This is a genomic window from Pseudomonas sp. NY15181 (genome assembly GCF_048068055.1).
Lineage (GTDB): Bacteria > Pseudomonadota > Gammaproteobacteria > Pseudomonadales > Pseudomonadaceae > Pseudomonas.
On the sequence record NZ_JBLUPT010000001.1, the window covers coordinates 33,500 to 56,426 of the forward strand.

The 22,927-nt window shown below is 67.1% G+C and carries 15 protein-coding genes; 3 read left to right on the forward strand and 12 right to left on the reverse strand.

Annotation, left to right across the window (positions count from 1 at the left end):
* Positions 1-78: 78 nt before the first annotated feature.
* The 4 genes from phrB to ACNFBT_RS00190 form a co-directional block, all read right to left on the reverse strand.
* Positions 79-1,509 carry a deoxyribodipyrimidine photo-lyase gene (phrB, locus tag ACNFBT_RS00175; protein ID WP_416745352.1) on the reverse strand — a complete coding sequence of 477 codons (1,431 nt, stop codon included), beginning with the start codon at positions 1,507-1,509 and terminating at the stop codon, positions 79-81.
* Positions 1,506-2,447 (reverse strand): MerR family transcriptional regulator, encoded by a 942-nt coding sequence (locus ACNFBT_RS00180; protein ID WP_416745354.1) that lies wholly within the window; start codon positions 2,445-2,447, stop codon positions 1,506-1,508. Before ACNFBT_RS00180 ends, phrB begins: the two co-directional genes overlap by 4 nt.
* 25 nt (positions 2,448-2,472) lie before the next feature.
* A complete protein-coding gene (locus tag ACNFBT_RS00185; protein ID WP_416745356.1) occupies positions 2,473-3,432 on the reverse strand; it encodes a YbgA family protein in 960 nt (319 codons plus the stop codon).
* 152 nt (positions 3,433-3,584) lie between these two features.
* Positions 3,585-4,568: an NAD(P)/FAD-dependent oxidoreductase gene (locus ACNFBT_RS00190; protein WP_416745357.1), complete on the reverse strand. Its 984-nt coding sequence runs from the start codon at positions 4,566-4,568 to the stop codon at positions 3,585-3,587.
* 272 nt (positions 4,569-4,840) lie between these two features.
* Between ACNFBT_RS00190 and ACNFBT_RS00195 the strand changes: the two genes are divergently transcribed.
* The 3 genes from ACNFBT_RS00195 (at position 4,841) to ACNFBT_RS00205 (ending at position 8,610) form a co-directional block, all read left to right on the forward strand.
* Positions 4,841-5,746, forward strand: a complete 906-nt coding sequence (locus ACNFBT_RS00195; RefSeq protein WP_416745359.1) for a TIGR01777 family oxidoreductase — start codon at positions 4,841-4,843, stop codon at positions 5,744-5,746.
* 114 nt (positions 5,747-5,860) lie between these two features.
* Entirely contained in the window at positions 5,861-6,883 is a 1,023-nt protein-coding gene (hemH, locus tag ACNFBT_RS00200) for a ferrochelatase (RefSeq protein WP_416745361.1), read from the forward strand.
* Positions 6,884-7,245: 362 nt separating this feature from the next.
* Positions 7,246-8,610: a spinster family MFS transporter gene (locus ACNFBT_RS00205; protein WP_416745363.1), complete on the forward strand. Its 1,365-nt coding sequence runs from the start codon at positions 7,246-7,248 to the stop codon at positions 8,608-8,610.
* Positions 8,611-8,835: 225 nt separating this feature from the next.
* On the opposite strand, the gene ACNFBT_RS00210 is transcribed toward ACNFBT_RS00205, so the two are convergent.
* The 8 genes from ACNFBT_RS00210 to ACNFBT_RS00245 form a co-directional block, all read right to left on the reverse strand.
* Complete coding sequence (locus tag ACNFBT_RS00210; RefSeq protein WP_416745365.1) at positions 8,836-11,895, reverse strand: multidrug efflux RND transporter permease subunit; 3,060 nt, start codon at positions 11,893-11,895, stop codon at positions 8,836-8,838.
* Between the two features lie 183 nt (positions 11,896-12,078).
* Positions 12,079-13,191: an efflux RND transporter periplasmic adaptor subunit gene (locus ACNFBT_RS00215; protein ID WP_416745367.1), complete on the reverse strand. Its 1,113-nt coding sequence runs from the start codon at positions 13,189-13,191 to the stop codon at positions 12,079-12,081.
* A 289-nt stretch (positions 13,192-13,480) separates the two neighbouring features.
* On the reverse strand, positions 13,481-15,106 hold the full coding sequence (locus ACNFBT_RS00220) for a methyl-accepting chemotaxis protein (protein WP_416745369.1): 1,626 nt from the start codon (positions 15,104-15,106) through the stop codon (positions 13,481-13,483).
* 120 nt (positions 15,107-15,226) lie between these two features.
* Positions 15,227-16,321, reverse strand: a complete 1,095-nt coding sequence (locus ACNFBT_RS00225) for a DUF1513 domain-containing protein (protein ID WP_416745371.1) — start codon at positions 16,319-16,321, stop codon at positions 15,227-15,229.
* Positions 16,322-16,401: 80 nt separating this feature from the next.
* Complete coding sequence (locus ACNFBT_RS00230) at positions 16,402-17,463, reverse strand: imelysin family protein (RefSeq protein WP_416745372.1); 1,062 nt, start codon at positions 17,461-17,463, stop codon at positions 16,402-16,404.
* 15 nt (positions 17,464-17,478) lie between these two features.
* A complete protein-coding gene (locus ACNFBT_RS00235; RefSeq protein WP_416745374.1) occupies positions 17,479-18,900 on the reverse strand; it encodes a di-heme oxidoredictase family protein in 1,422 nt (473 codons plus the stop codon).
* Between the two features lie 187 nt (positions 18,901-19,087).
* Positions 19,088-20,431, reverse strand: a complete 1,344-nt coding sequence (locus ACNFBT_RS00240) for an imelysin family protein (RefSeq protein ID WP_416745376.1) — start codon at positions 20,429-20,431, stop codon at positions 19,088-19,090.
* A 292-nt stretch (positions 20,432-20,723) separates the two neighbouring features.
* On the reverse strand, positions 20,724-22,805 hold the full coding sequence (locus ACNFBT_RS00245) for a putative bifunctional diguanylate cyclase/phosphodiesterase (protein WP_416745378.1): 2,082 nt from the start codon (positions 22,803-22,805) through the stop codon (positions 20,724-20,726).
* Positions 22,806-22,927: the final 122 nt, after the last annotated feature.

The window sequence follows — 22,927 nt, forward strand, 5'->3', positions numbered from 1 at the left end:
TTAGGGTGAGGGGCTCTTGTAGGAGCGGACTTCGTCCGCGATATCCCAGCCCGGGACACATCGCGGATAAATCCGCTCCTACGGGGACTTGGCCGACAGATTACGGAACGCCTCCAGCGCCCGCGCCCGCGTGGCGGAGAGATCGACCATCGGTTGTGGATAACTGCCCACGCCGAACAGCCCCAGTTTCGACGGATCGTGCACCGCCCGACCCTCCAGCCCGGCCAGTTCCGGCAGCCAGCGGCGGATGAAGCGGCCGTCCGGGTCGAACCGCTCGGATTGCGAGATCGGGTTGAAGAGACGGAAGTAGGGCACCGCATCGGTGCCGGTGGAGGCGCTCCACTGCCAGCCGCCATTGTTCGCCGCGAGGTCGCCGTCGATCAGGTGGCGCATGAACCAGCGCTCCCCTTCGCGCCAGTCGATCAGCAGGTTCTTGGTGAGGAACATCGCCACCACCATGCGCAGGCGGTTGTGCATCCAGCCGCTGGCGAGGAGCTGGCGCATCGCCGCGTCGATGAGCGGGAAGCCGGTGCGGCCCTGCTGCCAGGCTTCCAGATCCTGGCGGTCGTGGCGCCAGTCCAGCTTCTCGGTGTCCTCGCGGAACGCGCGGTGCCGGCTCACGCGCGGGAAGCCCACCAGGATGTGCTTGTAGAACTCACGCCAGAGCAGTTCGTTGATCCAGCTGACCGCGCCGCTGTTGCCGGTTTCGAACTCACCGTGGTTATTGGCCAGTGCCGAGTGCAGGCATTGGCGTGGGGAGAGCGCACCGGCAGCAAGATAGGGCGAGAGCTGGCTGGTGCCATCGACGGCGGGAAAGTCGCGGCGCTCCTGGTAGCCCCGCAGGCGTTCGTCGGCGAAGGCGTCCAGGCGTTCGTGGGCTTCGGCTTCGCCGGCTGGCCAGTGACTGCGCAAATCCTCAGTGGGCGATTCGAAGCCGTCGATGCGTTCAGGCAGTGGATCGCTGGCCAGCTCCAGCGGCGCTTGAGCGCGCGGTGCCGGTTGCAACGTGGGAACGCCCAGGTTCAGACGCTCGTAGCAGAGCTTGCGGAACTGGCTGTAGACCTGGAAGTAGCTACCGCCCTTGGTGAGCAGGGTGCCGGGGGCGAAGAGCAGTTGGTCGAGGTAGCTGCGCAGGTCGACGCCCTGGCTGGCCAGCTCGCGCTTCACGGCGGCGTCCCGGCTGGCCTCATGCAGTCCGTATTCCTCGTTGACGTGTACCGCCTCGATCTCGTGGCGGCGACACAGCTCGGCGAGCACTCGGGGCGCATCGCTCCAGCGATCGGCCGTGCGCACCAGCAGCGGGATGTTCAGCTCGGCAAGCCCGGCGCGCAGCTCACGCAGGTTGCGCAGCCAGAAGTCCACCTTGCAGGCGGCATCGTCGTGCTCGCGCCATTGGCCGGGGCTGAGCAGGAACAGGGCGATGACCGGGCCACGTTCGGCCGCCGCTGCCAGGGCGGTGTTGTCGCGCAGGCGCAGGTCGGTGCGCAGCCAGACGAGTTGCCGCCTCATGCCGGCTCCCCATTGAGCAGGCCGAGTTCGCGCAGGCAGTGCAGGGCGCCGAGCGGGTCATGCGCCAGGTGCAGCGGCGCCGCGACCTCGGCCAGTTGCTCCTGGTGTATGCGCGCGGCGGCTCCGGCCAGCAGCCGGGGGCACTCGACGCCGGCCAGCAGGCGCGGCAGCAGGGCGAGGTTGAGTGTCTGGCTGGAGTAGAGCAGCACTGCGCGCGGCTTCAGGCGTTCCACCGCCAGGGCCAGTTCGCCGGGCGGCAGCGGCCAGTCGAAGACCTCCAGCGGACAGCCGGCGCTGCTGGCCAGCCAGGCGCTGAGCCAGAGTCCCGGCTCCAGCGGCAGTTCGGAGTGGTTTACCAGCAGCAGAGGGGCGCCGCGCTGCTGGCGGTTGTGGTGGTAGAGGCGGGTGCCGAACTTGCTGCGCAGCCAGCCGTGGAAGAACACCCGCTCCAGTTGCGCGCCGAACTGGCCCTGCCAGCGCCGCTCCAGCTGTTCCAGCAGGGGCAGCATCAGGTGTTCGCAGAGGTTGTGCGCGGGGTAGATCGCCAGCGCGCCGTTGAACAGTTCGTCGAGCTGGCGCTCACTGATCCGGCCGATGGCATCGATGCAGTGTTGCAGCAGGTCGTCCCAGGGGGAGGCGTCCGGCTCGGCGGTGGGCGGGGCGGGGTTGTCCAGCAGCGCGCGAACCTTGCTCACCGCCACGCCACGCCCCAGCCAGGTGAGGATGGCCTGGATGCGCGTGATCTGCGCCTCGGAGTAGAGGCGATGCCCTTTCGGCGTGCGCTGGGGCAGCACCAGCCCGTAGCGCCGTTCCCAGGCGCGCAGGGTGACCGGGTTGACCCCGGTGCGCCGCGCGACCTCGCGGATGGGCAGCCAGCCTTCGGCCAGGGCCTGGCGGTAATCGTTGTCCGCTTCGCGGTGTAGGTGGTCGGGATTCATGGCGTTCCTACCGGGGCGCTGCGTGTCAGATGGCATTGCGCAGGCTCAGGTCTTCGGGATGCGGTTGAAGGTAGGCCTGGGCATCGATGTAGGGATGTGGATGCCGGCGGAAGTGGTGCTTGAGCAGCGTCAGCGGAACCACCAGCGGGATCACCCCGTCGCGGTACTGGCCGATCAGCCGCTGCATCTCGGCTTTCTCCGCAGGAGGCAGGTCATGCTTGAGGTAGCCGGCCAGGTGCTGTAGCACGTTGCTGTGCGTGCCGCGCGTGGCGCAGGTACCCAGCGCGCGCATGAAGTCGCGGAAGTAGGCCGGGGCGAAATCGTCCAGCGGCTGGTTGCCGATCATCGCCAGACGCTGGCCAAGGACGCTGTACTGGCGAGGGTTGTGGGCCATCAGCTGGTACTTGTAGCGCGAGTGGAAGCCGATCAGCGCGTGGCGAGTCAGGCCCTGCGTGCAGAGCTTCTGCCAGGCGGCGTAGGCGAACACGCGGGTGAGGAAGTTCTCGCGGATCACCGGGTCGTTCAAGCGGCCTTCCTCCTCCACCGGCAACTCCGGGCGCGCCGCGCAGAAGGCCTCCGCGTAGAGCCCGCGAACCCCCGGCGGACACGCATGGCCGTCGGAACGATAGAGCTTCACCCGCTGCAGCCCGCAGGAGGGCGATTGCTGCATGAAGATGTAGCCGCAGATGTCCTCCAGCCGACCGGCCTGCTCGCGGCCGAAGTCGCGCAGGGCTTCGCTGACGTCGCGGTCGCCTTCGCGCTGGATCACCGCCCTCGGAGAGTCGTGGTCACCGACCAGGCGCAGGGTCGGTCGTGGCACGCCGAGGCCGATGGCGACCTCCGGGCATACCGGGACGAAATCGAAGTGGCGGCTGAGCACATCCAGGCACAGGCGCGAGGCCTTGTGTCCGCCGTTGTAGCGCACCGGCTCGCCCAGCAGGCAGGCGCTGATTCCGAGCTGGGGACGTGGCGTGGTGTTGGGCATGAGGGCGACCGATTTCTTGTACAGGTTTGATTTTTTGTACAACTATCGGTAAGGATAGGCCCTGTCTTGTACAGGTGCAAAGACCTTGTACAAGGTTGCCGGGCGGGCGAGGGGATTCCACGGCCTTCTCTCAAGAGAAGACCGTGGCGGGCTCAGAGATGCTCGAGAAGACGGCGGGCCGCTTCCAGACCGCTCAGCCAGGCACCTTCGACGCGCCCGGAGAGACACCAGTCGCCGCAGGCGTAGATCCCCAGGTCGGCGTCGGCCAGCGCACCGAACTGGTGGGCCTCCATCGGCCGGGCGTAGAGCCAGCGGTGGGCGAGGGCGAAGTCGGGGGCGTGCACGGCACAGCCGATCAGCTCGGCGAAGGCGCCGCGCAGGTGCTCGATCACGCTCTCCTTGGGCAGGTCGATGTTCTGCTTGCTCCAGCTGCTGCTGGCATGCAGCACCCAGGTGTCGAGCTGCCCGTCGCGGCCGGGCTTGGAGCGGTTGCAGGCCAGCCAGGAGAGCGGGCCTTCGTGCACGAAGCAGCCCTGTACCGGGGTCTGTAGAGGCTCGGCGAAGCCCAGGGCCACGGCCCAGGTCGGCTCCATAGGGATGCTCGCCGCCGCCGCCGCCAGCTTCGGCGCGCTGGCCAGCAGCGCGGCGGCCTGGGGCGCCGGAGTGGCGATCAGCACGCGGCTGTAGGGGCCGTGGGTCTGACCCTCGGCGTCCTGCAGGTGCCAGTGCTCCTCACCGCGATAGACCTCGGTGATGCGGCAGGAGAAGGTGACGGTCTGGTCCTGCAGCAGGGCGCGGGTGATCGCGCTCATGCGCGGGGTGCCGACCCAGCGGGGTTGTTCGTCCGGCGACGGGCTCAGTTCGCCGTCGCGGTACTGGTACAGGGCCGGATCCCATTCGGCTACCCAGCCCTGTTCGCGCCATTTCTGGATGGCGTCGAGGAAGCGTCGATCGCGGGCGGTGAAGTACTGCGCGCCGAGATCGAGGGCACCGGCTTCGGTGCGCTTGCTGGCCATGCGGCCGCCGCTGCCGTGACCCTTGTCGAAGAGCTGGACTTCCTGTCCGGCGTCCCGCAGGGCGTGGGCGGCCGAGAGTCCGGCGATACCGGTGCCAATGATGGCAATGGGGGCGCTCATGACGTGCCTCGTTGGTTGTCTATTTCAGAGTAACGAGCGCGGTAGGCTTGTACAAATGGTTTGATCTGTACAATGGTTCGGCTGCCAGCGCACCCGTGATCGGCAAGAGTCCGATCATCGGAACCTTCTGCGCGTCATCGGTTCCTTCATGAATGAGCGCGGTCGGTTCCGGCAAATAAAGCGTAGACCTTCCGCGCTGTCAGGGGCAGGTGCAAGCGCCGCCGTCTCGTCCAGACTGAGGGTAGGTGGGACACACTGACAAGGAGTTCGCCATGCATATTTTGTTGACCGGTGGTACCGGATTGATTGGTCGCCGGCTTTGCCGCCAGTGGAGCGCCGCCGGGCATCGCCTGACGGTGCTCAGCCGCCAGCCGCAGCGGGTCGCCGCGTTGTGCGGTGAGCAGGTGCGCGGGATCGCCGATTTCCAGGAGTACGGCGACGCGCCGCTGGACGCAGTGGTCAATCTGGCCGGCGAGCCCATCGCCGACAAGCCCTGGAGCGCGAAACGCAAGGCGTTGCTGTGGGACAGCCGGGTAGGTCTGACCGAGCGTCTGCTGGCCTGGCTGGAGACGCGCAGCCAGCGCCCCAGTGTGCTGATCAACGGTTCGGCGGTGGGCTGGTACGGCGATGCCGGCGAGCGGCCGCTGGAGGAGAACAGCGCGGCGGCTGGCGAGGATTTCGCCAGCGAGCTGTGCCTGGCCTGGGAGCAGATCGCAAGGGAGGCCAAGGCGCTGGGCATTCGCGTGGTGCTGGTGCGCACCGGGCTGGTACTGGCGCCCGAGGGGGGCTTCCTCAAGCGCATGCTGCCGCCATTCCGCATGGGACTGGGCGGCCAGCTGGGAGACGGTCGACAGTGGATGTCCTGGATTCATATCGAAGACCAGATCGCCCTCATCGATTTTCTTTTGCAGCGGGCCGATGCCGAGGGTCCATATAATGCCTGCGCGCCGCAGCCGGTGCGCAACCGCGACTTCACCCGCGAGCTGGGGCGCGCGCTGCACCGGCCGACCGTGCTGAGGGTGCCCGGTTTCGCCCTGCGCCTGATGCTCGGCGAGATGGCGGTGCTGCTGCTGGGCGGACAGCGGGTGGTGCCACGCCGTTTGCTCGATGCGGATTTCACCTTCCGCTTCCCCGAGTTGCAGGACGCCCTCGCGGACGTGCTGCGCGGACAAGGCTGAACCATCGCGCCCTGCGGCAATGCCGACAGGCCGTGCGTCTATTCGCTGCGTGTAAACTGCGCAGCCCCGCCGGGCCTGCCCGGCGAGATCGTGAACCGATTCCAAGGACATTGCATGACCCAAAACGCCCTCCTGCTGGTCAACCTGGGTTCGCCGGCTTCCACCCAGGTCGAGGACGTGCGCCGCTACCTCGATCAGTTCCTCATGGACCCCTACGTGATCGACCTGCCCTGGCCGATCCGTCGCCTGCTGGTTTCGCTGGTCCTGCGCAAACGCCCCGAGGAGTCGGCCCATGCCTATGCGTCGATCTGGTGGGACGAGGGCTCGCCGCTGATCGTGCTCAGCCGCCGCCTGCAGGAGGCGATCCGCCCCTACTGGCCGCATGGGCCGGTGGAGCTGGGCATGCGCTATGGCGAGCCGTCCATCGAGTCGGCCCTGCTGCGCCTGAGCGGGCAGGGCGTCACCCAGGTGACCTTCGCGCCGCTCTACCCGCAGTTCGCCGACAGCACCACCACGACCGCCATCGAGGAAGCGCGCCGGGTCATGCGCGAGCGCGGCCTGAAATTCGAATTGAAGGTGCTGCCGCCGTTCTACGCCGAGGCGGAGTACCGCCAGGCGCTGGTGGACAGCGTGAAACCGTACCTTTCGCAACCCTACGACCACTTGCTGCTGAGCTTCCACGGCCTGCCCGAGTCGCACATCCGCAAGCTGGTGAAGGACAAGAGCCACGACCTCGCCGCCAGCTCCAGCCGAGGCGTGCGCGATGAGGTGATGGCGGTCTGTTACCGCAGCCAGTGCCTGCGCACGGCGGAGGATTTCGCCGCGGGGGCGGGGCTGGAGGAGGGGCGCTGGTCGGTGTCCTTCCAGTCGCGCCTGGGCCGCAACAAGTGGATCGAGCCCTACACCGAGGCGCAACTGGACCTGCTCGGCAAGCAGGGCGTGAAGCGTCTGCTGGTGATGTGCCCGGCCTTCGTCGCCGACTGCATCGAGACGCTGGAGGAAATCGGCCAGCGTGGCAGCGAGCAGTTCCGCGCGGCGGGTGGGGAAGAGCTGGTGCTGGTGCCCTGCCTGAACGATCAGGAGCTCTGGGCCACGGCGCTGGCGAAGCTGTGCGAGCGGATGCCGACGGCGCTCTGAGCGGGTATTGGCGCGTGGGCTTCCCTCACCCCAGCCCTGGCTGCGCGCCCCGCTCCTGAGGGAGAGGGAGTCGATCGTGCCGTCTGGCGCCATGGTTCCATCCTGCGCCGAACGGTCCCCTCTCCCTCTGGGAGAGGGTTAGGGTGAGGGCCGCCGATACGTCAGGCTGACACCCTCGCGCGCAGCCAGCTCCAATAGCCAGCTCGCGAAACCTTCCGTCCAAACCCTGCCCCCCCATCCATCAGCCAACGGCCGCCGCACGCATTCAGAGACCTGATAGTGGGCGCACCGGGCGTCCACAGTGCCTACGCTGCGGGTTCTCCCCATCGCCATCGCCGCGTTGGCGGCGTTCAGGAGCCCGCATGCACAACAACAATAACGGCTACCCTTCCAGCCTCGTGGCATGGTCCACGGTCGCGATCCTCATGGTCGCCTACGTGCTGTCCTTCATCGACCGGCAGATCCTCAACCTGCTGGTCGGCCCCATCCGCCGCGACCTGGCGATCAGCGACACGCAGATGAGCCTGCTGATGGGCCTGTCCTTCGCGCTGTTCTACACCCTCTGCGGCATCCCGCTCGGGCGCATGGCCGACAGCCGCAGCCGGCGCGGCCTGATCACCGTCGGCGTGTTGATCTGGAGCGCCATGACCGCCGCCTGCGGCCTGGCCCGGCAGTACTGGCACTTCCTGCTGTTCCGCGTCGGCGTGGGTGTGGGCGAGGCGGCGTTGTCGCCAGCGGCCTATTCGCTGATCGCCGACAGCTTCCCGTCCCACCGCCGCGCCACGGCCATCAGCGTGTATTCCATGGGGATCTACCTGGGCTCTGGCCTGGCCTTCCTGCTCGGCGGCCTGGTGATCAAGTTCGCCTCGGCCCAGGGCGACCTGCACCTGCCGATCCTCGGCGAAGTGCGCCCGTGGCAACTGATCTTCCTGCTGCTCGGCGCTGCCGGCGTGCTCTTTACCCTGCTGATGCTGGCGGTGAAGGAACCGACCCGGCGCGGCGTGGGCGCCGGCGTGGTGGTGCCGATGAGCGAGGTGGGCGCCTACCTGCGCGCCAACCGCAAGACGGTGCTCTGCCACAACTTCGGCTTCGCCTGCATCTCCTTCGCCAGCTACGGCAGCGGCGCCTGGATACCGACTTTCTTCGTTCGCACCTACGGCTGGGACGCCGGCCACGTGGGCGTGGTGTACGGCAGCATCGTTGCGGTGTTCGGCTGCCTGGGCATCGTCTGCGGCGGGCGTCTGGCGGACTACTGGGCCAAGCGCGGGCGCACCGACGCGAACATGCGCGTGGGCCTGCTGGCCGCCGTCCTGGCGATCCCCTTCACCCTTGCCTACCCGCTGCTGGACAGCGGCAACGCCGCGGCGGTGCTGATGGCGCCCATCGTGTTCTTCCTCGGCATGCCGTTCGGCGTCGCACCGGCGGCGATCCAGGAGATCATGCCCAACTCGATGCGCGGCCAGGCGTCGGCCATCTACCTGTTCGTGGTGACGCTGCTCGGCCTGGGCGTCGGCCCGACCGCCATCGCCCTGGTGACCGACTATGTGTTCGCCGACGACATGGCGCTACGCTATTCGCTGCTGATCGTCAGCCTGCTGGCGCTGACGGCGGGCGCCTTCCTGCTGGCACGGGGGCTCAAGCCCTACCGTGCGAGCCTTGAGCATCTCAAGAGCTGGAGCCTGAAAAGCGAGATCGAGGCGGGCGCGATGCAGCGGCAGCCGGCCTGAGCTCTTGGTAGGAGCGAGCTTGCTCGCGAACCCCGCCTGATACCCAGGGCATCAAGCGGTTCGCGAGCAAGCTCGCTCCTACAGGTGGGGCACCGTGGTGTATCGGCAACGCCAAGGCATGCTCGGAGCGCCCTGAGACCAAGGCTAATCGGCGTATAACGCGGAGCGTTATACGCCCTACGACGTGCCCCAGAAAAAAGTCCCGCTGATGCGGGGCTTTTTCGTTCAGTGCGCCGACGCCGTAGCGCCGTCGCCGACGGGCTCCGGGTCCGGCTTGGCCAGCAGCGTGTACACGCACGGCAGCACGAACAGGGTGAACAGGGTGCCCACGCTCATGCCGGTGGCGATCACCACGCCGATGTCGAAGCGGCTCACCGCGCCGGCGCCGGTGGCGAGCAGCAGCGGAATCACGCCCAGTACCATCGCGGCGGTGGTCATCAGCACCGGGCGCAGGCGGATCGCCGCGGCTTCCTCCACCGCCTCGCGCACCGACAGCCCGCGTTCGTGGCGCAGTTGGTTGGCGAACTCGACGATGAGGATGCCGTGCTTGCTGATCAGCCCGATCAGCGTCACCAGGCCCACCTGGGTGTAGATGTTCAGGCTCGACAGGCCGAGGAACAGCGGCACCAGCGCACCGCAGATCGACAGTGGCACCGTGACCATGATCACCAGCGGGTCGCGGAAGCTCTCGAACTGCGCCGCCAGCACCAGGAAGATCACCGCCAGCGCCAGGGCGAAGGTCACCATCAACGCGCTGCCTTCCTGCACGAACTGCCGCGAGGCGCCGGCGTAGTCGAAGGAGAAGCCGCGCGGCGACTCTTCCTCGGCGATGCCGCGCACGGTGTCGATGGCTTCGCCCATGCTGACCATCGGCACGCCGGAGATGATCGCCGAGTTGAGCTGCTGGAACTGGTTGAGCTGGCGCGGCCGCGCGCGCTCGTGGAAGGTCACCAGGGTCGACAGCGAGATCAGCTGGCCGCTCTGGCTCTTCACGTAGTAGTTGCTCAGCCAGCCCGGGTTGTCGCGGTAGGCGCGCTCGACCTGGGCGATCACCTTGTAGCTGCGCCCGTCGATGGTGAAGCGGTTGATCTCGCCCTCGCCCAGCAGCGCGCCCAGGGCGACGCCCAGGTCCTGCATGGTGACGCCCATCTGCGCGGCCTTGGCGCGGTCGATGTCGACCGCAAGCTCGGGCTTGTCGAAGGCCAGGTCGAGGTCGAGGAAGGCGAATTTGCCCGACTCTTCCGCACGCTTCTTCACCCGCTCGGCCACCTGCAGCAGCGATTGGTAGTCGCTGGCGGTGTTGATCACGAACTGGAACGGTAGGCCCTCGCCGGTGCCCGGCAACGACGGCAGGTTGAAGCCGAAGATCTGCAGGCCGGGGATCTTGTCCAGCTCGCCCTGCACCGCATGGAGCAGTTCCATCTGGCTGCGCTTGCGCTCGTCCCAGGGCTTGAGCAGCATGCCGCCGATGCCCGTCTGCACGCCGTTGTAGCCGTTGATCTGGAACGCGGAGTAGTACTCGGGGAAGGTGCGGAAGATGCTTTCGAACTGGGCCGTGTACTTGGACAGGTAGTCCAGGTTCGCGGTCTGCGGCGCGCTGGACATGAGGAAGACGATGCCCTGGTCTTCCTCCGGCGCCAGTTCCTTGTGGGTGAACATCATCAGCAGCGGGATGATCGCCAGCACCAGCGCGGCGAACACCAGCACCACCGGCCGGCTGTTCAGCGTGCCGTGCAGGGTGCGCTGGTAGCGCTGCTTGAGCGCCTCGAAGATCAGGTCCAGGCGATGGGCGAGGCCCGTGGGGTTCTCGTCGTGACGCAACAGGCGCGAGCACATCATCGGCGACAGGGTCAGGGCGACGATGCCGGAGATGATCACCGCGCCCGCCAGGGTGAAGGCGAACTCCTTGAACAGCGCGCCGGTCAGGCCGCTGAGGAAGCCGATGGGGGCGTACACGGCGGCCAGGGTGATGGTCATGGTCACCACCGGCACGGCGATTTCCCGCGCGCCTTCGATGGCGCCCTGGAAGGGCGTCTTGCCCTCTTCGATGTGACGGTGGATGTTCTCCACCACCACGATGGCGTCGTCCACCACCAGGCCGATGGCGAGCACCATGGCGAGCAGGGTCAGCAGGTTGATCGAGTAGCCCATCACCTGCATGAAGAACAGCACGCCGATCATCGACAGCGGGATGGTCACCACCGGGATGATCACCGAGCGCAGCGCGCCGAGGAACAGGAACACCACCACGATGACGATCAGGATCGCCTCGCCCAGGGTCTTCACCACCTCGTCGATGGAGGCCTGGATGAAGCGCGTGGCGTCGTAGGCGATGGTCACCTTGAGGCTTGGCGGCAGCTGTTCCTCCAGCTCCGGCATCTTGGCGCGGACTTCCCTGATCACGTCCAGCGGGTTGGAGCTGGGCGTGCCCTTGATGCCGATGTACACCGAGGGGATGCCGTTGAACGAGCTGACCGCGTCGTAGCTCGCCGCGCCCAGTTCGATGCGCGCCACATCGCCCATCAGCACGCGGCGATCGCCGGCGGTCTTCAGCGGGATGGCGGCGAAGGCCTCCGGGGACTTCAGGTCGGTGGAGGCGTTCACCGAAGTGACCACCATCTCGCCCTTCACCTCGCCGGCGGCGGAGAGGAAGTTGTACTGGCGCACCGCGCTGTCGATGTCGCCTGCGGTGATGCCGTAGGCGGCCATCTTCACCGGGTCCAGCCACAGGCGCATGGCGAACACCTGGTTGCCGAGGATTTCGGCCTCGGAGATGCCCGGCAGGGTGGCGAGCTTGGGCTGGATCACCCTCGAGAGGTAGTCGGTGATCTGCGGGTTGCTCATCTGCTCGCTGAAGAAGCTGATGTACATCAGCGCCGAGGCGTCAGCGGCTTCCTTGTCCAGCACCGGGTCTTCGGCGTCCGGCGGCAGCTGGGTCTTCACCTCGCCGATCTTCGACAGCAGCTCCGTTACCAGACGGTCGGTGTTGGCGCCGATGTGCGCGTAGATCGAGATCACCGAGTAGTTCTGCCGGCTCACCGAGGTCATGTAGTCGATGCCTTCGGCGCTGGCCAGGCTCTGCTGCAGCGGCTGGGTGATGTAGCCCTGGATGGTTTCGGCGTTGGCGCCGGCATAGAAGGTGGTGACGGTGATCAGCGCGTTTTCCATCTGCGGATATTCGCGGATCACCAGCCGGCTGAAGGCCTGCATGCCGAGCAGGACGATCAGCAGGCTGACCACGGTCGCCAGCACCGGGCGACGGATGAAGGGATCGGTGAAGCCCATAAGCTCAATCCTTTGTGTTCGGATTTGCTCCGCTCGGCCATGCCGTATCGTAGGGAAACGTCGAAATGCTCTGGCTCACGCCAACTCCGCTTTCGCCGTTCCCTCCGCCTTGCCTGGCTCTCTCGCTCGGGAAATCCGTTGACTCTCGTTGTCCCCGCCAGAGGGCGAGGACACTGCTGTCTCTTACTGTGCGTCCGGGACGATCGCCACCGACGTGCCGCTGTCGAGCTTGAGCTGGCCGGAGGTGACGACCTGTTCGCCGGCCTTCAGGCCTTCGACGATCACCACGCTGCCTTCGCGGCGTTCGCCGGTCTTGACGAAGCGGCGCTCCACGGCGAGGACGGGCTGGCCCTTGTCGTCGGTCATGGCCTTGCCGTCCTTGTCCTTCTGCGGGCCGACCACGTACACCGAGTTGCCGTAGAGGGTGAAGGCCACGGCGGTCTCCGGGACCACGATGCGCGGCGCGCTGTCGGGCAATTGCACTTCCAGGTTGGCGAACATGCCCGGCAGCAGCTTGCCGTCGGGGTTGGCCATGCTGGCGCGGACCAGCAGGTTGCGCGTCTCGTTGTCCACCCGTGGGCTGATCGCCTCGATGCGGGCCGCGAAGCTCTGCCCGGGATAGGCCGCGACCCGCACGCTGACGGCCTGGCCGGCCTTGAGCAGGGGGAAGTCCTGTTCCGGCAGGAAGAAGTCGACCAGCAGGGTGGAGAGGTCCTGCAGAGTGACGATTTCGGTGCCCGGCGAGACGTAGTCGCCCACGTCCACCCGGCGGATGCCGACGGTGCCGTCGAAGGGCGCGAGGATGCGCTTCTTCGCCAGTGCCGCGCGCAGCTGCGCCACGGTGGCGGTGGAACGGTTCAACTGGGCGGCGAGGCGGTCGTAATCGCTCTTGGAGATGGCCTGGCGGTCCACCAGGTTGCGGCCGCGCGCGAATTCCACCTGGGCCAGGCCGAGGTCCGCCTCGGCGCTGCGCAGGGTGGCTTCCTCGACGTCGTTTTCCATCTGCAGGATGGGCTGGTTCTGCTTCACCTTGTCGCCGGAGACGAACAGGATGCTGCGCACGATGCCCGAGACTTCCGCGGTCACGGTCACGCCCTGCACGGCGCGCAGGGTGCCGATGGCCGGCAGGCGGCTTTGCCAGTCTCGCTGCACGGCGTCGGTGGCGGTGACGCTGACCGGCGGACGCGGCGCCGAGAACATGGCGATCTGTTTCTGGATGGAGAGGTATTTCGAGCCGGCGAGCGCCGCAATGATAACGGCGACCACGCCCAGCATGAGCAGCATGCGGCGCAACATCTTCCTGTTCCTTGGTACGTGCCTGGCAGCAATCCGCCGCGATTCGCTCGTTCGGAAACTACCGGACGGCCTTCCGTTCGCGGGGGTGTCGATCAGGCTTTGAAGCCGATACGGGGTCGCCCCATTGCGGGGCGGAATTGCGCACCTTATGCCTGATCGCGTGGCGAGTCAAAGGCCTGCGATTACAAGGCGTTTCGCGAAGAAGATGATGTGATCGTGGGCAAATAGCGCCGAATCGGTGCGGCGGGGTGCCAGGGGGAGGGTGCCACGTCCCTGTGGCTGAAGCGGGTCAGGCGCTGAGCTTGTGGGTCACTTCGGCGAGCTCGCCGGAGAGGCCGTGCAGGTGGCGGCTGGCGCTCTGGGTGCGCACCACGTTTTCCTCGTTGGTGGCGCCGATGGCGGTGATCTCGGTGAGGTTGCGCGAGATGTCTTCGGCGACCGAGGTCTGCTCCTCGGCGGCGGTGGCGATCTGGCGGTTCATGTCGCGGATCGCTTCCACTGCCAGGGTGATGCTGCGCAGCACTTCGCCGGCCTGGGTGACGCGCTCCACGCCCTGCTCGCTGCGGACCTGGCCGTTCTCGATGGCGCGCAGGGCGTTCACCGAGCCAGTCTGCACGGTGTCGATGATCTGGTGGATCTCGGCGGTTGACTCGGCGGTGCGCTGGGCCAGGGTGCGCACTTCGTCGGCGACCACGGCGAAACCACGACCGGCCTCGCCGGCGCGGGCGGCCTCGATGGCGGCGTTGAGCGCCAGCAGGTTGGTCTGGTCGGCGATGCCGCGGATCACTTCCAGCACCTTGCCGATGCGCCCGCTGTCGCTTTCCAGGCGGCGGATGACCTCGGCGGTGTTGGCGATTTCGCTGCTCATTTCGGTGATGGTGACGATGGTGCTCTGCATGACTTCACCGCCTTGCTGGGCGTGCTGGTCGGCATCGTCGGCGGCGCGCGCGGCATCGGAGGCGTGGCGGGCGACTTCCTGGGCGGTGGCGGACATCTCGTGCATCGCCGTGGCCACCTGGTCGGTGCGCGAGAACTGTTCGCGGGTGCCTTCGGCCATCAGGGTGGCGATGGCGTTCAGCTCGCCGCTGGCGGTGTCCAGTGCGCTGGTGCTGTGCTTGAGGCGGTTGAAGGTGTCGGCGAGGAAGTCGCGCAGGGTGTTGGCGGCGCGGGCCAGGCGGCCGAGTTCGTCGCGGCGGCTGGCGTCGACACGCTCCTCGAAGTTGCCTTCGCTGAGCTGGGCGATGTGTTCGATCAGCCGGGCGATGGGCCCGATCAGGTTGCGGTTGACCAGCCACAGGCTGAGCAGGCCCAGGACGATGCCCGAGATCAGCAGGATCAGGCTGCCGCCGACCACCGTGCTGCTGGCGCTGTCGGAAATCGCCTTGGACTGCTCCTGGGCTTCACGGTGCAGGCTGTCCACCAGGGCGGCCATCTGCTCGCTGGCGGCGCGGTCGATGCCCTTCACCGCGGCGTCGCCGGCACGCGGGTCGCTGCCGGCAGCCAGGTAGGCGTCGCGCCCCTTGCGATAGGCCTGGCCGAGCTGGCGGTGTTCGTCGCGCAGACGACTCACCTGGGTCTTGAGCTGGGGTTCGTCGGCAGCATTTTGTTCCAGGCGTTGCAGGATGTCCTGCACGGCGCGCTCCTGGTCCTCGAACTGGCCCCAGTATTTGTTCAGGTCGGCCGGTTGCTGCCCGCGTAGCAGGACGTTCTTCCATTCCTGCACCTGGACCTTGAAGGCGACGTTGGCCTGGTCGACCAGTTGCGAGGATTGCAGCGGCCCGTCGAGCAGGCGCTGGTAGGCGCTGACGCTGCCGGAGAGGAAGTGGAAGCAGGCGAGGGCGATCAGCAGGACGAGCAGCAGGCTGCCGCCCAGCAGCGAAAGAATCTGGGTACGCAAGGAAGTGTTGGGGGACATCGTGGTTACGCCTCTAAGACGCAGGGTGGGAATCGGTCAGTCCCTTGCATCGGCCGCACCCGCATCTTCCTTAGTGCGGGCAGACGAGTGGTGGTGTCGCAGGCGCTCTGGAACGGGCGTTCAGGCCAGGTGCAGGTGGTTGTCCCAGAAGGCTGGCGGCAACTCCAGTGGGGTGCCGGCGATGCGTTCGCCGCGACAGTCGTAGAGGCGGCAGCGGCCCTGCCCGGAGGTAACGACGAAACCGCCCTTCACGGCGCCGACGCCGGCGCAATCCGGCAGCGGCGCATCCAGTCGCACTTCGCCAGTATCCAGGTCCCAGATGAAGAAGCGGTTACCGCGCGGGGCGGTCAGCGCCACCAGGCGCAGGTCGCTGTGGATGGCGACGCTGGCGGTGTACTGGGTCATCGCCAGGCGCTGCTGGTCAGCCAGGGGGAAGGGCTGGAAGGCCTCGCCGGGGCGCTTGATGGCGAGCAGGTCGGCGCGGTCGTGGGCATCGCCCATGTACTGCTGGCCGGCGACTATGGTGCCGTCGGCGGCGATGGCCAGGTGACGCACGCTGTTCATCTGCTGCGCCAGGGTTTCCTTGGAGATCAGCGAGCCGTCGCGGCGCATCAGCACCAGGCTCGGCTCCATGGCGTCGAGGTTCATCTCCACGCGGCTTTCGGCCTCGGTGCGGATGCCGCCGTTGGCCACCACCAGGGTTTCGCCGTCGGGCATCCAGGACACCTGGTGCGGGCCGAGGCCGTGGGTGGAAATCTCGCCCGTGTGGCTGAGCTTGTCGCCGTCGAAGCGGTACACGCCGAGCATGCCGCGCCCCGGATCGGTGGTGTCGTTCTCGGTGGCGTAGAGCCACTCGCCGTCCTTGTGCCACACGCCGTGGCCGTAGAAGTGGCGGTCGGCTTGCGAATCGAGGGTCTGCAGCAGGCGGCCGTCGTCCAGGTGGATCAGGTAGCTCTGCCGGCCCGGGCGGCGGGCGACGAACAGCGCCAGCGGCAGGCTGGGATGCTGCACCACGTCGTGGCAGCGCAGGCCCACTTCGGTGGCGAAGGCGCGGCTGCCATCCAGGCGATAGCCCACCGCGTAGTGTTTGCCATCCGCGTCGTCACGGGCGGACAGCAGCAGGGGCTCCTTGCCCTTGCGCGACAGCGTCCAGCCGCCGAAGGTCAGGGCGCCGAGCAGCAGGCTGCCCAGGCCGAGTACGTGACGTCGCAACATGGCGTTCACCTCTTTCATTCACCTTGATCTGGCGAGCTAGCGCCAGGCTCTCCAACGACGCATGGCCGACGCGCAGCCGATCAATCGCCGTCGTTGGCGTTGAAGCCGAGCTGTACCCCGAGTGCTTTCGCCAGGTCGCTCTCGTGGAGACGGTGGACGGCATTGAGGCTGTCGTACAGCGCGTTCAGCTGCTGGATGCCGGCTTCGTCCTTGAGCAGGTCGCTGAGAGGCTTGTCGATCGCCTTCAGCTTGCCGTGGGTGTCGGCGTAGGCGGCGTCGATCTTGCTCGCCAGCTCCTTCTGTTCGGCCGGCAGCAGGGCGCGCAGGCCCTTGTTGTCGGTGCCGTTCCACAGCGCCTGGGCGCCGGTCAGGCTGGCGTCCAGGCTCGCCAGGGAGGCGTCGCTGCGCCAGCCTTCGGCCTGGAACGGCTGCGGGATGCCCTTGCTCTGGCGGCCCAGCGGGGTGCCGAGCTTCTTCTTCAGCATGTCCAGTGCGGTGACCTGCACGCGCAGCAGTTCGGCGATGGCCTCGTGGGCATCGGCGTAGCGGTCGTTGGGGAATTTGGAGAGCTGGGCGAGCATGCCGCCGTCCTGCTTCCACTGCGCCAGGATGCCTTCCGCCAGGGCCTGCTGGTGCGCGCCGATGGCCTCCAGCAGCGGGCAGTAGCGCGCCTTGGTCTCGGCGTTGGCCAGGTCGATCCTGGCGTCGTAGAGGACGTATTCGTAGGCGGTCAGCCCCTGGACCACGACGCTGGATTTATCCAGGGTCGCCGGGGTGATGGGGTTGCCGCTGCCCAGCAGTTGCTCGACCTGACGGGCAACCAGGTTCTTCTTGTCCGGCCAGAACTGCACTTGCCAGGCGCGGTTGCCCTCGGCCAGGGGGCCGACCAGCAGCGGCTGCAGCTCGGCCCAGGCCTGCTGCGCGGCCATGTAGTCGGCGCGGGCCTTGGCCAGGTCTTCCTTGCCCTGGCAGTAGGCCAGGGCGCTGGCGGCCAGGGCGCGGTCGGCGTCCACCCAGCGGCTGTAGGTCGGCAGGATCACCTGTTGAGCCAGCGTGGCACTGGTGGTGGCCTGCGGGTCGGTAGGCGAGCAGGCGCCCAGGGCGATGGCGAGGCTGGTGATCAGTAGGCGGGGGCGGAACATGTTCGGCTCGGCTCCTTAGAGTGAATTCAGGAACGCCAGCAGGGCACTGCGCTGCTCGGCGTCGAAAGTCAGTACGCGCTGCTTGGCCGCTTCGGCTTCGCCGCCGTGCCAGAGCACCGCTTCGAGCAGGTTGCGGGCGCGTCCGTCATGGAGGAACTGTGTGTGGCCGTTGACCGTTTCGGTCAGGCCGATGCCCCACAGCGGCGGCGTGCGCCAGTCGCGGCCGCTGGCGAGAAATTCCGGGCGATTGTCCGCGAGACCGTCGCCCATGTCATGCAGCAGCAGGTCGCTGTAGGGGCGGATGACCTGGTTGGCCAGCTCCGGCTCGGCGGCATTGGGGCCGGTGGTGAATTTCGGGCTGTGGCAGCTGGCGCAGCCGCTGTCGAAGAACAGGCCCTTGCCGGTCAGCACCTGCGGGTCGTCGACCTTGCGCCGCGCCGGCACCGCGAGGTTGCGCGCGTAGAAGGCGACCTGGTCGAAGATGTGCTGGCTGACTTCCGGCTTGCCGCCGTCGATGGCGTTGCGGCAGTCGACCTGGGCCTGCGTGCAGTCATCGCTGGGCAGCAGGTCGCTGGTCAGGCCCATGTCGCCGGAGAAGGCGTGGGCGTTCTGCTGGGCGACGTCGGGTTGCCCGGCCTTCCAGCCGAAGCGGCCGAGCGCGGTCTCGTGGCGCGCGTCGTCCCAGACCTGGTTGGCGCGGCCACGGATGCCGTCGCCGTTGCGGTCGTCCGGATCGGCGTTGGCGAGGATGTCTTCCTCGCGGATGGACTCCAGCAGGCCCAGACCGATCATCGGCGGGGCGATGCGTGCGGAGAACAGGGTGTTGGCCTGCATCGGGCCGTAGCCGAGGTTGCTGATGCGCAGGGTCGGCTTGCGCAGCTCGACCACGGTGCCGTCCTTGAAGGTCACCGGCACCGGCTCGTAGTCCACCCGCACCTTGCCTTCGGGCGTCACGCCGGGGATGGCCGAGTCCTGCAGCTGGCCGCCATACACCGGCTCGGGCACCACGCCCAGGCGCTTGAGCGTGCGCGCGTCTTCCGGGCCGGCCGGAATCGACAGGCGCACCAGCATGGAGACGGCATTGACGTCATTGGGCTCCGGCGGGTGGCCGCGGCCGTCCTTGATGTGGCAGTTCTGGCAGGCGTTGGTGTTGAACAGCGGGCCCAGGCCGTCACGCGCGGTGGTGGTGGACGGGGCGATCACCCAGGGATTGCGGAAGAAGCTGTTGCCGACGCTGAAGTCCAGGCGGCGGCTCGGCGTGAGGTTGGCCGAGGGCATGGAGTAGGCGTTGCGGTCGCTCTGGCCGACCGTGGCGGCGCCGCCGGAAAGCGCTTCGCCCGGCTCGGTCACGGCATGCCGGGAGGTCTCCGGCTTGCACGCGGCAAGGGCGAGGACGGAGAGCAGCGGTACGAGCAGAGCGGCGCGGCGGTGGAGCATTGACTTCAGTTCCAGGGCGTGAAAAGCAGCGCGCCATCTTATCAGGGGAGCCAAATGCAAATCTGAAAAATTTGTATTTAAGAATCGACCTTGCCCAGCCGTGAAAAAGACAAAGCCCCGCGGGGCGGGGCTTTGTCAGGGCCGGACCGGCGCTGCGGCGTGGAGCCGCAGCGCTGGGCTGGCTGGATCAGAACTGGTGATCGGCGGTATCCGGCTTCAGGTCCTGCACGCCGACCGCAGCGGCGGCCTTCTCGATGGCGCCGGTCTGCTTCACCAGCGAGGCGATGGCGTCGCGGATCTTCTGCTGATCGTCCTTGGCGTCCGGGGCGATCATCTGGTCGAAGTGCACACCGTCCTTCTCGGCACGGTCGACGATGGCCTGCATCTTGGCTTCGGTGGCTTCCAGGTCGGCCTTCAGGTCGCTGTCGGCCTGGGCGTTGGCCTTGGCCACCAGGTCGGAGAGGCTCGGGCCTTTCACCATGCTGCCGTCCACACGCTTGTACTCGCCGGTGTAGATGTTGCGGATGCCCTTGGCGTCGAAGAACAGGGTGTGGTGGGTGTCGTCGCTGAAGCAGTCGTGTTCGTCTTCGGTGGAGTTGGCTTCCAGGGCGACCTTCATGCGCTCGCCGGCCAACTCGCCCAGGGACAGGCTGCCCAGGCCGAAGAACATCTTGCGCAGGTTGTTGTCGGCGCTGTCGGCTTCCAGCTTGGCGCGGTAGTTGTCGGCCACGCCAGCTTTCCAGTTGCCGGCCATCTCTTCCATCTGGGCGACCAGCAGGTCGGTGACGGCCTTCAGGTAGGCGGCGCGACGGTCGCAGTGGCCGTTGCTGCAGTCCTTGCCCTGGGCATAGTCGGTGTACTTGCGGTCGCCCGCGCCCGGCTTGGTGCCGTTCAGGTCCTGGCCCCAGAGCAGGAATTCGATGGCGTGGTAGCCGGTGGCGACGTTGGCTTCGGAACCGCCCAGTTCGTTCAGGCTCAGCAGCTTCTCGCCGGTGATTTCCTTCACGTCGATCTTGTCTTCGCCGACCTGGATCTCGGTGTTGGCGATGATGTTGGCGGTGGCGCCGGCGTTGCCTTCGGCGTGCTGGTAGTCCTTGGCGACGTAGTCGATCAGGCCTTCGTCCAGCGGCCAGGCGTTGACCGCGCCTTCCCAGTCGTCGACCACGGCGTTGCCGAAGCGGAAGCCTTCGCTCTGCGAGTAGGGTTTGCGCGCGGCCAGCCAGGCTTCGCGGGCGGCCTTCAGGGTTGCTTCGCTGGGTTTGGCGAGCAGCGCGTCGACGGCGGCCTGCAGGGCCTTGGCGGTGGTCAGGGCGTCGCCGAAGGTGGCTTCGGCGATGTCGGCGTAGTTCTTCACCACGGCCTTGACCGCGGCCTCGTCGACCTTGGCTGCCGCCGGGGCGTTGCTCTGGGCGCTGGCTGCCGGGGCGGCGGCCTGGTTCGCCGGGGCTTCGGCTTTCTTGTCATCGCCGCAGCCGGCGAGGGAAATGGCGATGGCGAGCAGGCTGGCAGTGGCCCAGGGCATACGTGTCATGACGGGTTCCTTTGAGAGGTAGGAGGCGCACGAGATCGAATTGCGCAAGAAAAACGGCAACATAATGCGAAAGATTTGCATTTTTGAAAAGGGTGTTCGAGCGTGCGTTCTCGGCGAGTGGCCAGCAGGTCGCCAGTAGGCGGGCGTGCACTGATGACGTAGGGCGTATAACGTTCGACGTTATACGCCGTTTGGCCTTTATTCCCGTGCGCTCCGAACTCGGCCCGGTAGCTGGCCGGTGGGATGAGGTGCAACGGCGTACAACCGCGAAGGTTGTACGCCCTACGGCATGTCAGTGGCGTTCGACCGACCCGTTCGAACCCCCGCCGGCCACTTCGGCCAGGCGCCGGGCCTGCTTGAGGTAGAGGGTCAGTTCGCGCGCCGGCAGCGGCTTGCTGTACAGGTAGCCCTGCCCCTCGTGGCACCCCTGGGCGATGATGTAGGTCTCCTGCTCGACCGTCTCCACGCCCTCGGCGATCACCAGCATCCCCAGGCTCTTGCCCAGTTGGATGATGGCGCGAACGATGGTGGCGTCGTCGTCGTCCAGCAGCAGGTCCTGGACGAAGCTCTTGTCGATCTTGATCTTGTCCAGCGGCAGGCTCTTCAGGTAGCTCAGCGACGAGTAGCCGGTGCCGAAGTCGTCGATGGCGATCAGGGCGCCGGCGCGACGCAGGCTGAGCAGGTGCTGGGCGGCGGTGGAGATGTCCTCCATCAGGCCGGTCTCGGTGACTTCCAGTTCCAGCGAGCGCGGCGGCAGGCGATGCATCTGCAACAGGTTGCTGACCACCCGCGGCAGGGCGTTGTGGCGCAGCTGCACGGTGGAGAGGTTGACCGCCAGGCGCAGGTCGTCGAAACCCTGGTCGTGCCATTCGCGCAGTTGGCGGCAGGATTGGTCGAGCACCCATTCGCCGATGCTGAAGATGCTGCCGTTCTGTTCCGCCAGCGGGATGAACAGATCCGGTGCTACCCAGCCCTGGGTCGGGTGCTGCCAGCGCAGCAGCGCCTCGACGCCGACCACACGGTGGTCGCGGTAATCCACTTGCGGTTGATAAACGAGATGCAGCTCGTTGCGCGCCAGGGCTTCGCGCAGGTCCTTCTCCAGCTCGCGGCGGCGGCGCATCTCGCTGTCGACGCTGGCGATGTAGAACTGGTAGCGATTGCGCGAGCGGCTCTTGGCCAGGGTCATGGTCTGCTCGGCTTTCTGCAGCAGCTTCTCGGTGGTCTCGCCGTCCTCGGGGAACAGGGTGATGCCGATGGTGGCGCGCAGGTGCACCAGGTGCTGGTCCAGCTCGAAGGGGGCTTCCAGGTCGTCGAGGATCTGCTGGGCCAGTTCGGCGGCCTCGTAGGGCTGCTCGATGTCGGCCTGGACCAGGGCGAACTGGTCGCCGCCCAGCCGTGCCAGGGCGCCCAGGTGCGCGCTGCGGGTACGCAGGCGGTCGGAGAGGGCGATCAGCAACTGGTCGCCGAACTGGTAGCTGTATTGCTCGTTGATGCCCTTGAAGTCATCCAGCCCCAGGCACAGCACGGCGACGCGGCGCTGCTGGCGCGACGCGCCTTCGAGGATCTGGTCCAGGCGCTGCTGCAGCAGCTTGCGGTTGGGCAGGCCTGTGAGGAAGTCGTACTGGGAGATGCGCAGCAGGCTGTCTTCGGCCTCGCGGCGCAGGTGGCCGTTGCGTTCGATGGAGGCGAGCAGCTGGTTGGCCGTGGTGACCCACAGGCCCAGCTCGTCCTTCTCGTGGCCCTGGGGCATCGGCAGCTTGTGCTGGCTGGGGCGGTCGGGGTTGATCGCGGCGAGGTGCTCGATGATCTTCGACAGCGGCTTGGTCAGCATCCAGTGGTAGACCATGAACAGCACCAGGCCCATGGCCAGGGCGCGGAGCAGGCCGGAGAGGAAGATGATCCCCGAGGTGGTGACGAAGTCCTCGCCGTAGGGCGCGGTGTCCAGGGTGATCTTCAGGTCGCCGTAGTATTCGTTGGAGCCGTTGCGGCCGGCCAGGCGGATCGCGTAGTTCTGCTCGGCGCCGAGGATCGGGTCGGTCAGCCAACGGGTGGGGGACTCCAGCAGCGGGCGGGATTTCTCCGCCAGCATGGGTTCGTCGGGATGGCCGATGGCTGCGTAGCGCACGGCTTCATGCTGGAACAGCCCTTCGAGGACCTGCATCGCCATGTCGCGGTCCAGGCTGTAGACCGCCTGGGTGGACGGGTCGCGGACCATCGCCAGGATGCGCTGGGCGTCGCTGTGTACGGCTTGCCGGGCCTTGTGCGCGTCGAAGACGATCTGGGCACAGCTGAGCACCACTCCGACCACGAGGGCCGCGAGTAATACCATTCGCAGCAGCTTGAGGGAGAGGCTGTGCCGGGGGTCCAGTTTCAAGGGACTTTCCTTGTTCATCGCCGGGGGCGAAAGACTGGTCTGAGTATTGGCAATTGGCGCTATGGCGTCAAAGGGCCATCGTTGCATTTTTGACAGCCTAGGCCTTTCAGGTTAGCCGACCC

Coding starts and splice junctions, on each gene's coding strand:
- phrB (WP_416745352.1), bottom strand. CDS start 1,509: ATGAGGCGGCAACTCGTCTGGCTGCGCACCGACCTGCGCCTGCGCGAC.
- ACNFBT_RS00180 (WP_416745354.1), bottom strand. CDS start 2,447: ATGAATCCCGACCACCTACACCGCGAAGCGGACAACGATTACCGCCAG.
- ACNFBT_RS00185 (WP_416745356.1), bottom strand. CDS start 3,432: ATGCCCAACACCACGCCACGTCCCCAGCTCGGAATCAGCGCCTGCCTG.
- ACNFBT_RS00190 (WP_416745357.1), bottom strand. CDS start 4,568: ATGAGCGCCCCCATTGCCATCATTGGCACCGGTATCGCCGGACTCTCG.
- ACNFBT_RS00195 (WP_416745359.1), top strand. CDS start 4,841: ATGCATATTTTGTTGACCGGTGGTACCGGATTGATTGGTCGCCGGCTT.
- hemH (WP_416745361.1), top strand. CDS start 5,861: ATGACCCAAAACGCCCTCCTGCTGGTCAACCTGGGTTCGCCGGCTTCC.
- ACNFBT_RS00205 (WP_416745363.1), top strand. CDS start 7,246: ATGCACAACAACAATAACGGCTACCCTTCCAGCCTCGTGGCATGGTCC.
- ACNFBT_RS00210 (WP_416745365.1), bottom strand. CDS start 11,895: ATGGGCTTCACCGATCCCTTCATCCGTCGCCCGGTGCTGGCGACCGTG.
- ACNFBT_RS00215 (WP_416745367.1), bottom strand. CDS start 13,191: ATGTTGCGCCGCATGCTGCTCATGCTGGGCGTGGTCGCCGTTATCATT.
- ACNFBT_RS00220 (WP_416745369.1), bottom strand. CDS start 15,106: ATGTCCCCCAACACTTCCTTGCGTACCCAGATTCTTTCGCTGCTGGGC.
- ACNFBT_RS00225 (WP_416745371.1), bottom strand. CDS start 16,321: ATGTTGCGACGTCACGTACTCGGCCTGGGCAGCCTGCTGCTCGGCGCC.
- ACNFBT_RS00230 (WP_416745372.1), bottom strand. CDS start 17,463: ATGTTCCGCCCCCGCCTACTGATCACCAGCCTCGCCATCGCCCTGGGC.
- ACNFBT_RS00235 (WP_416745374.1), bottom strand. CDS start 18,900: ATGCTCCACCGCCGCGCCGCTCTGCTCGTACCGCTGCTCTCCGTCCTC.
- ACNFBT_RS00240 (WP_416745376.1), bottom strand. CDS start 20,431: ATGACACGTATGCCCTGGGCCACTGCCAGCCTGCTCGCCATCGCCATT.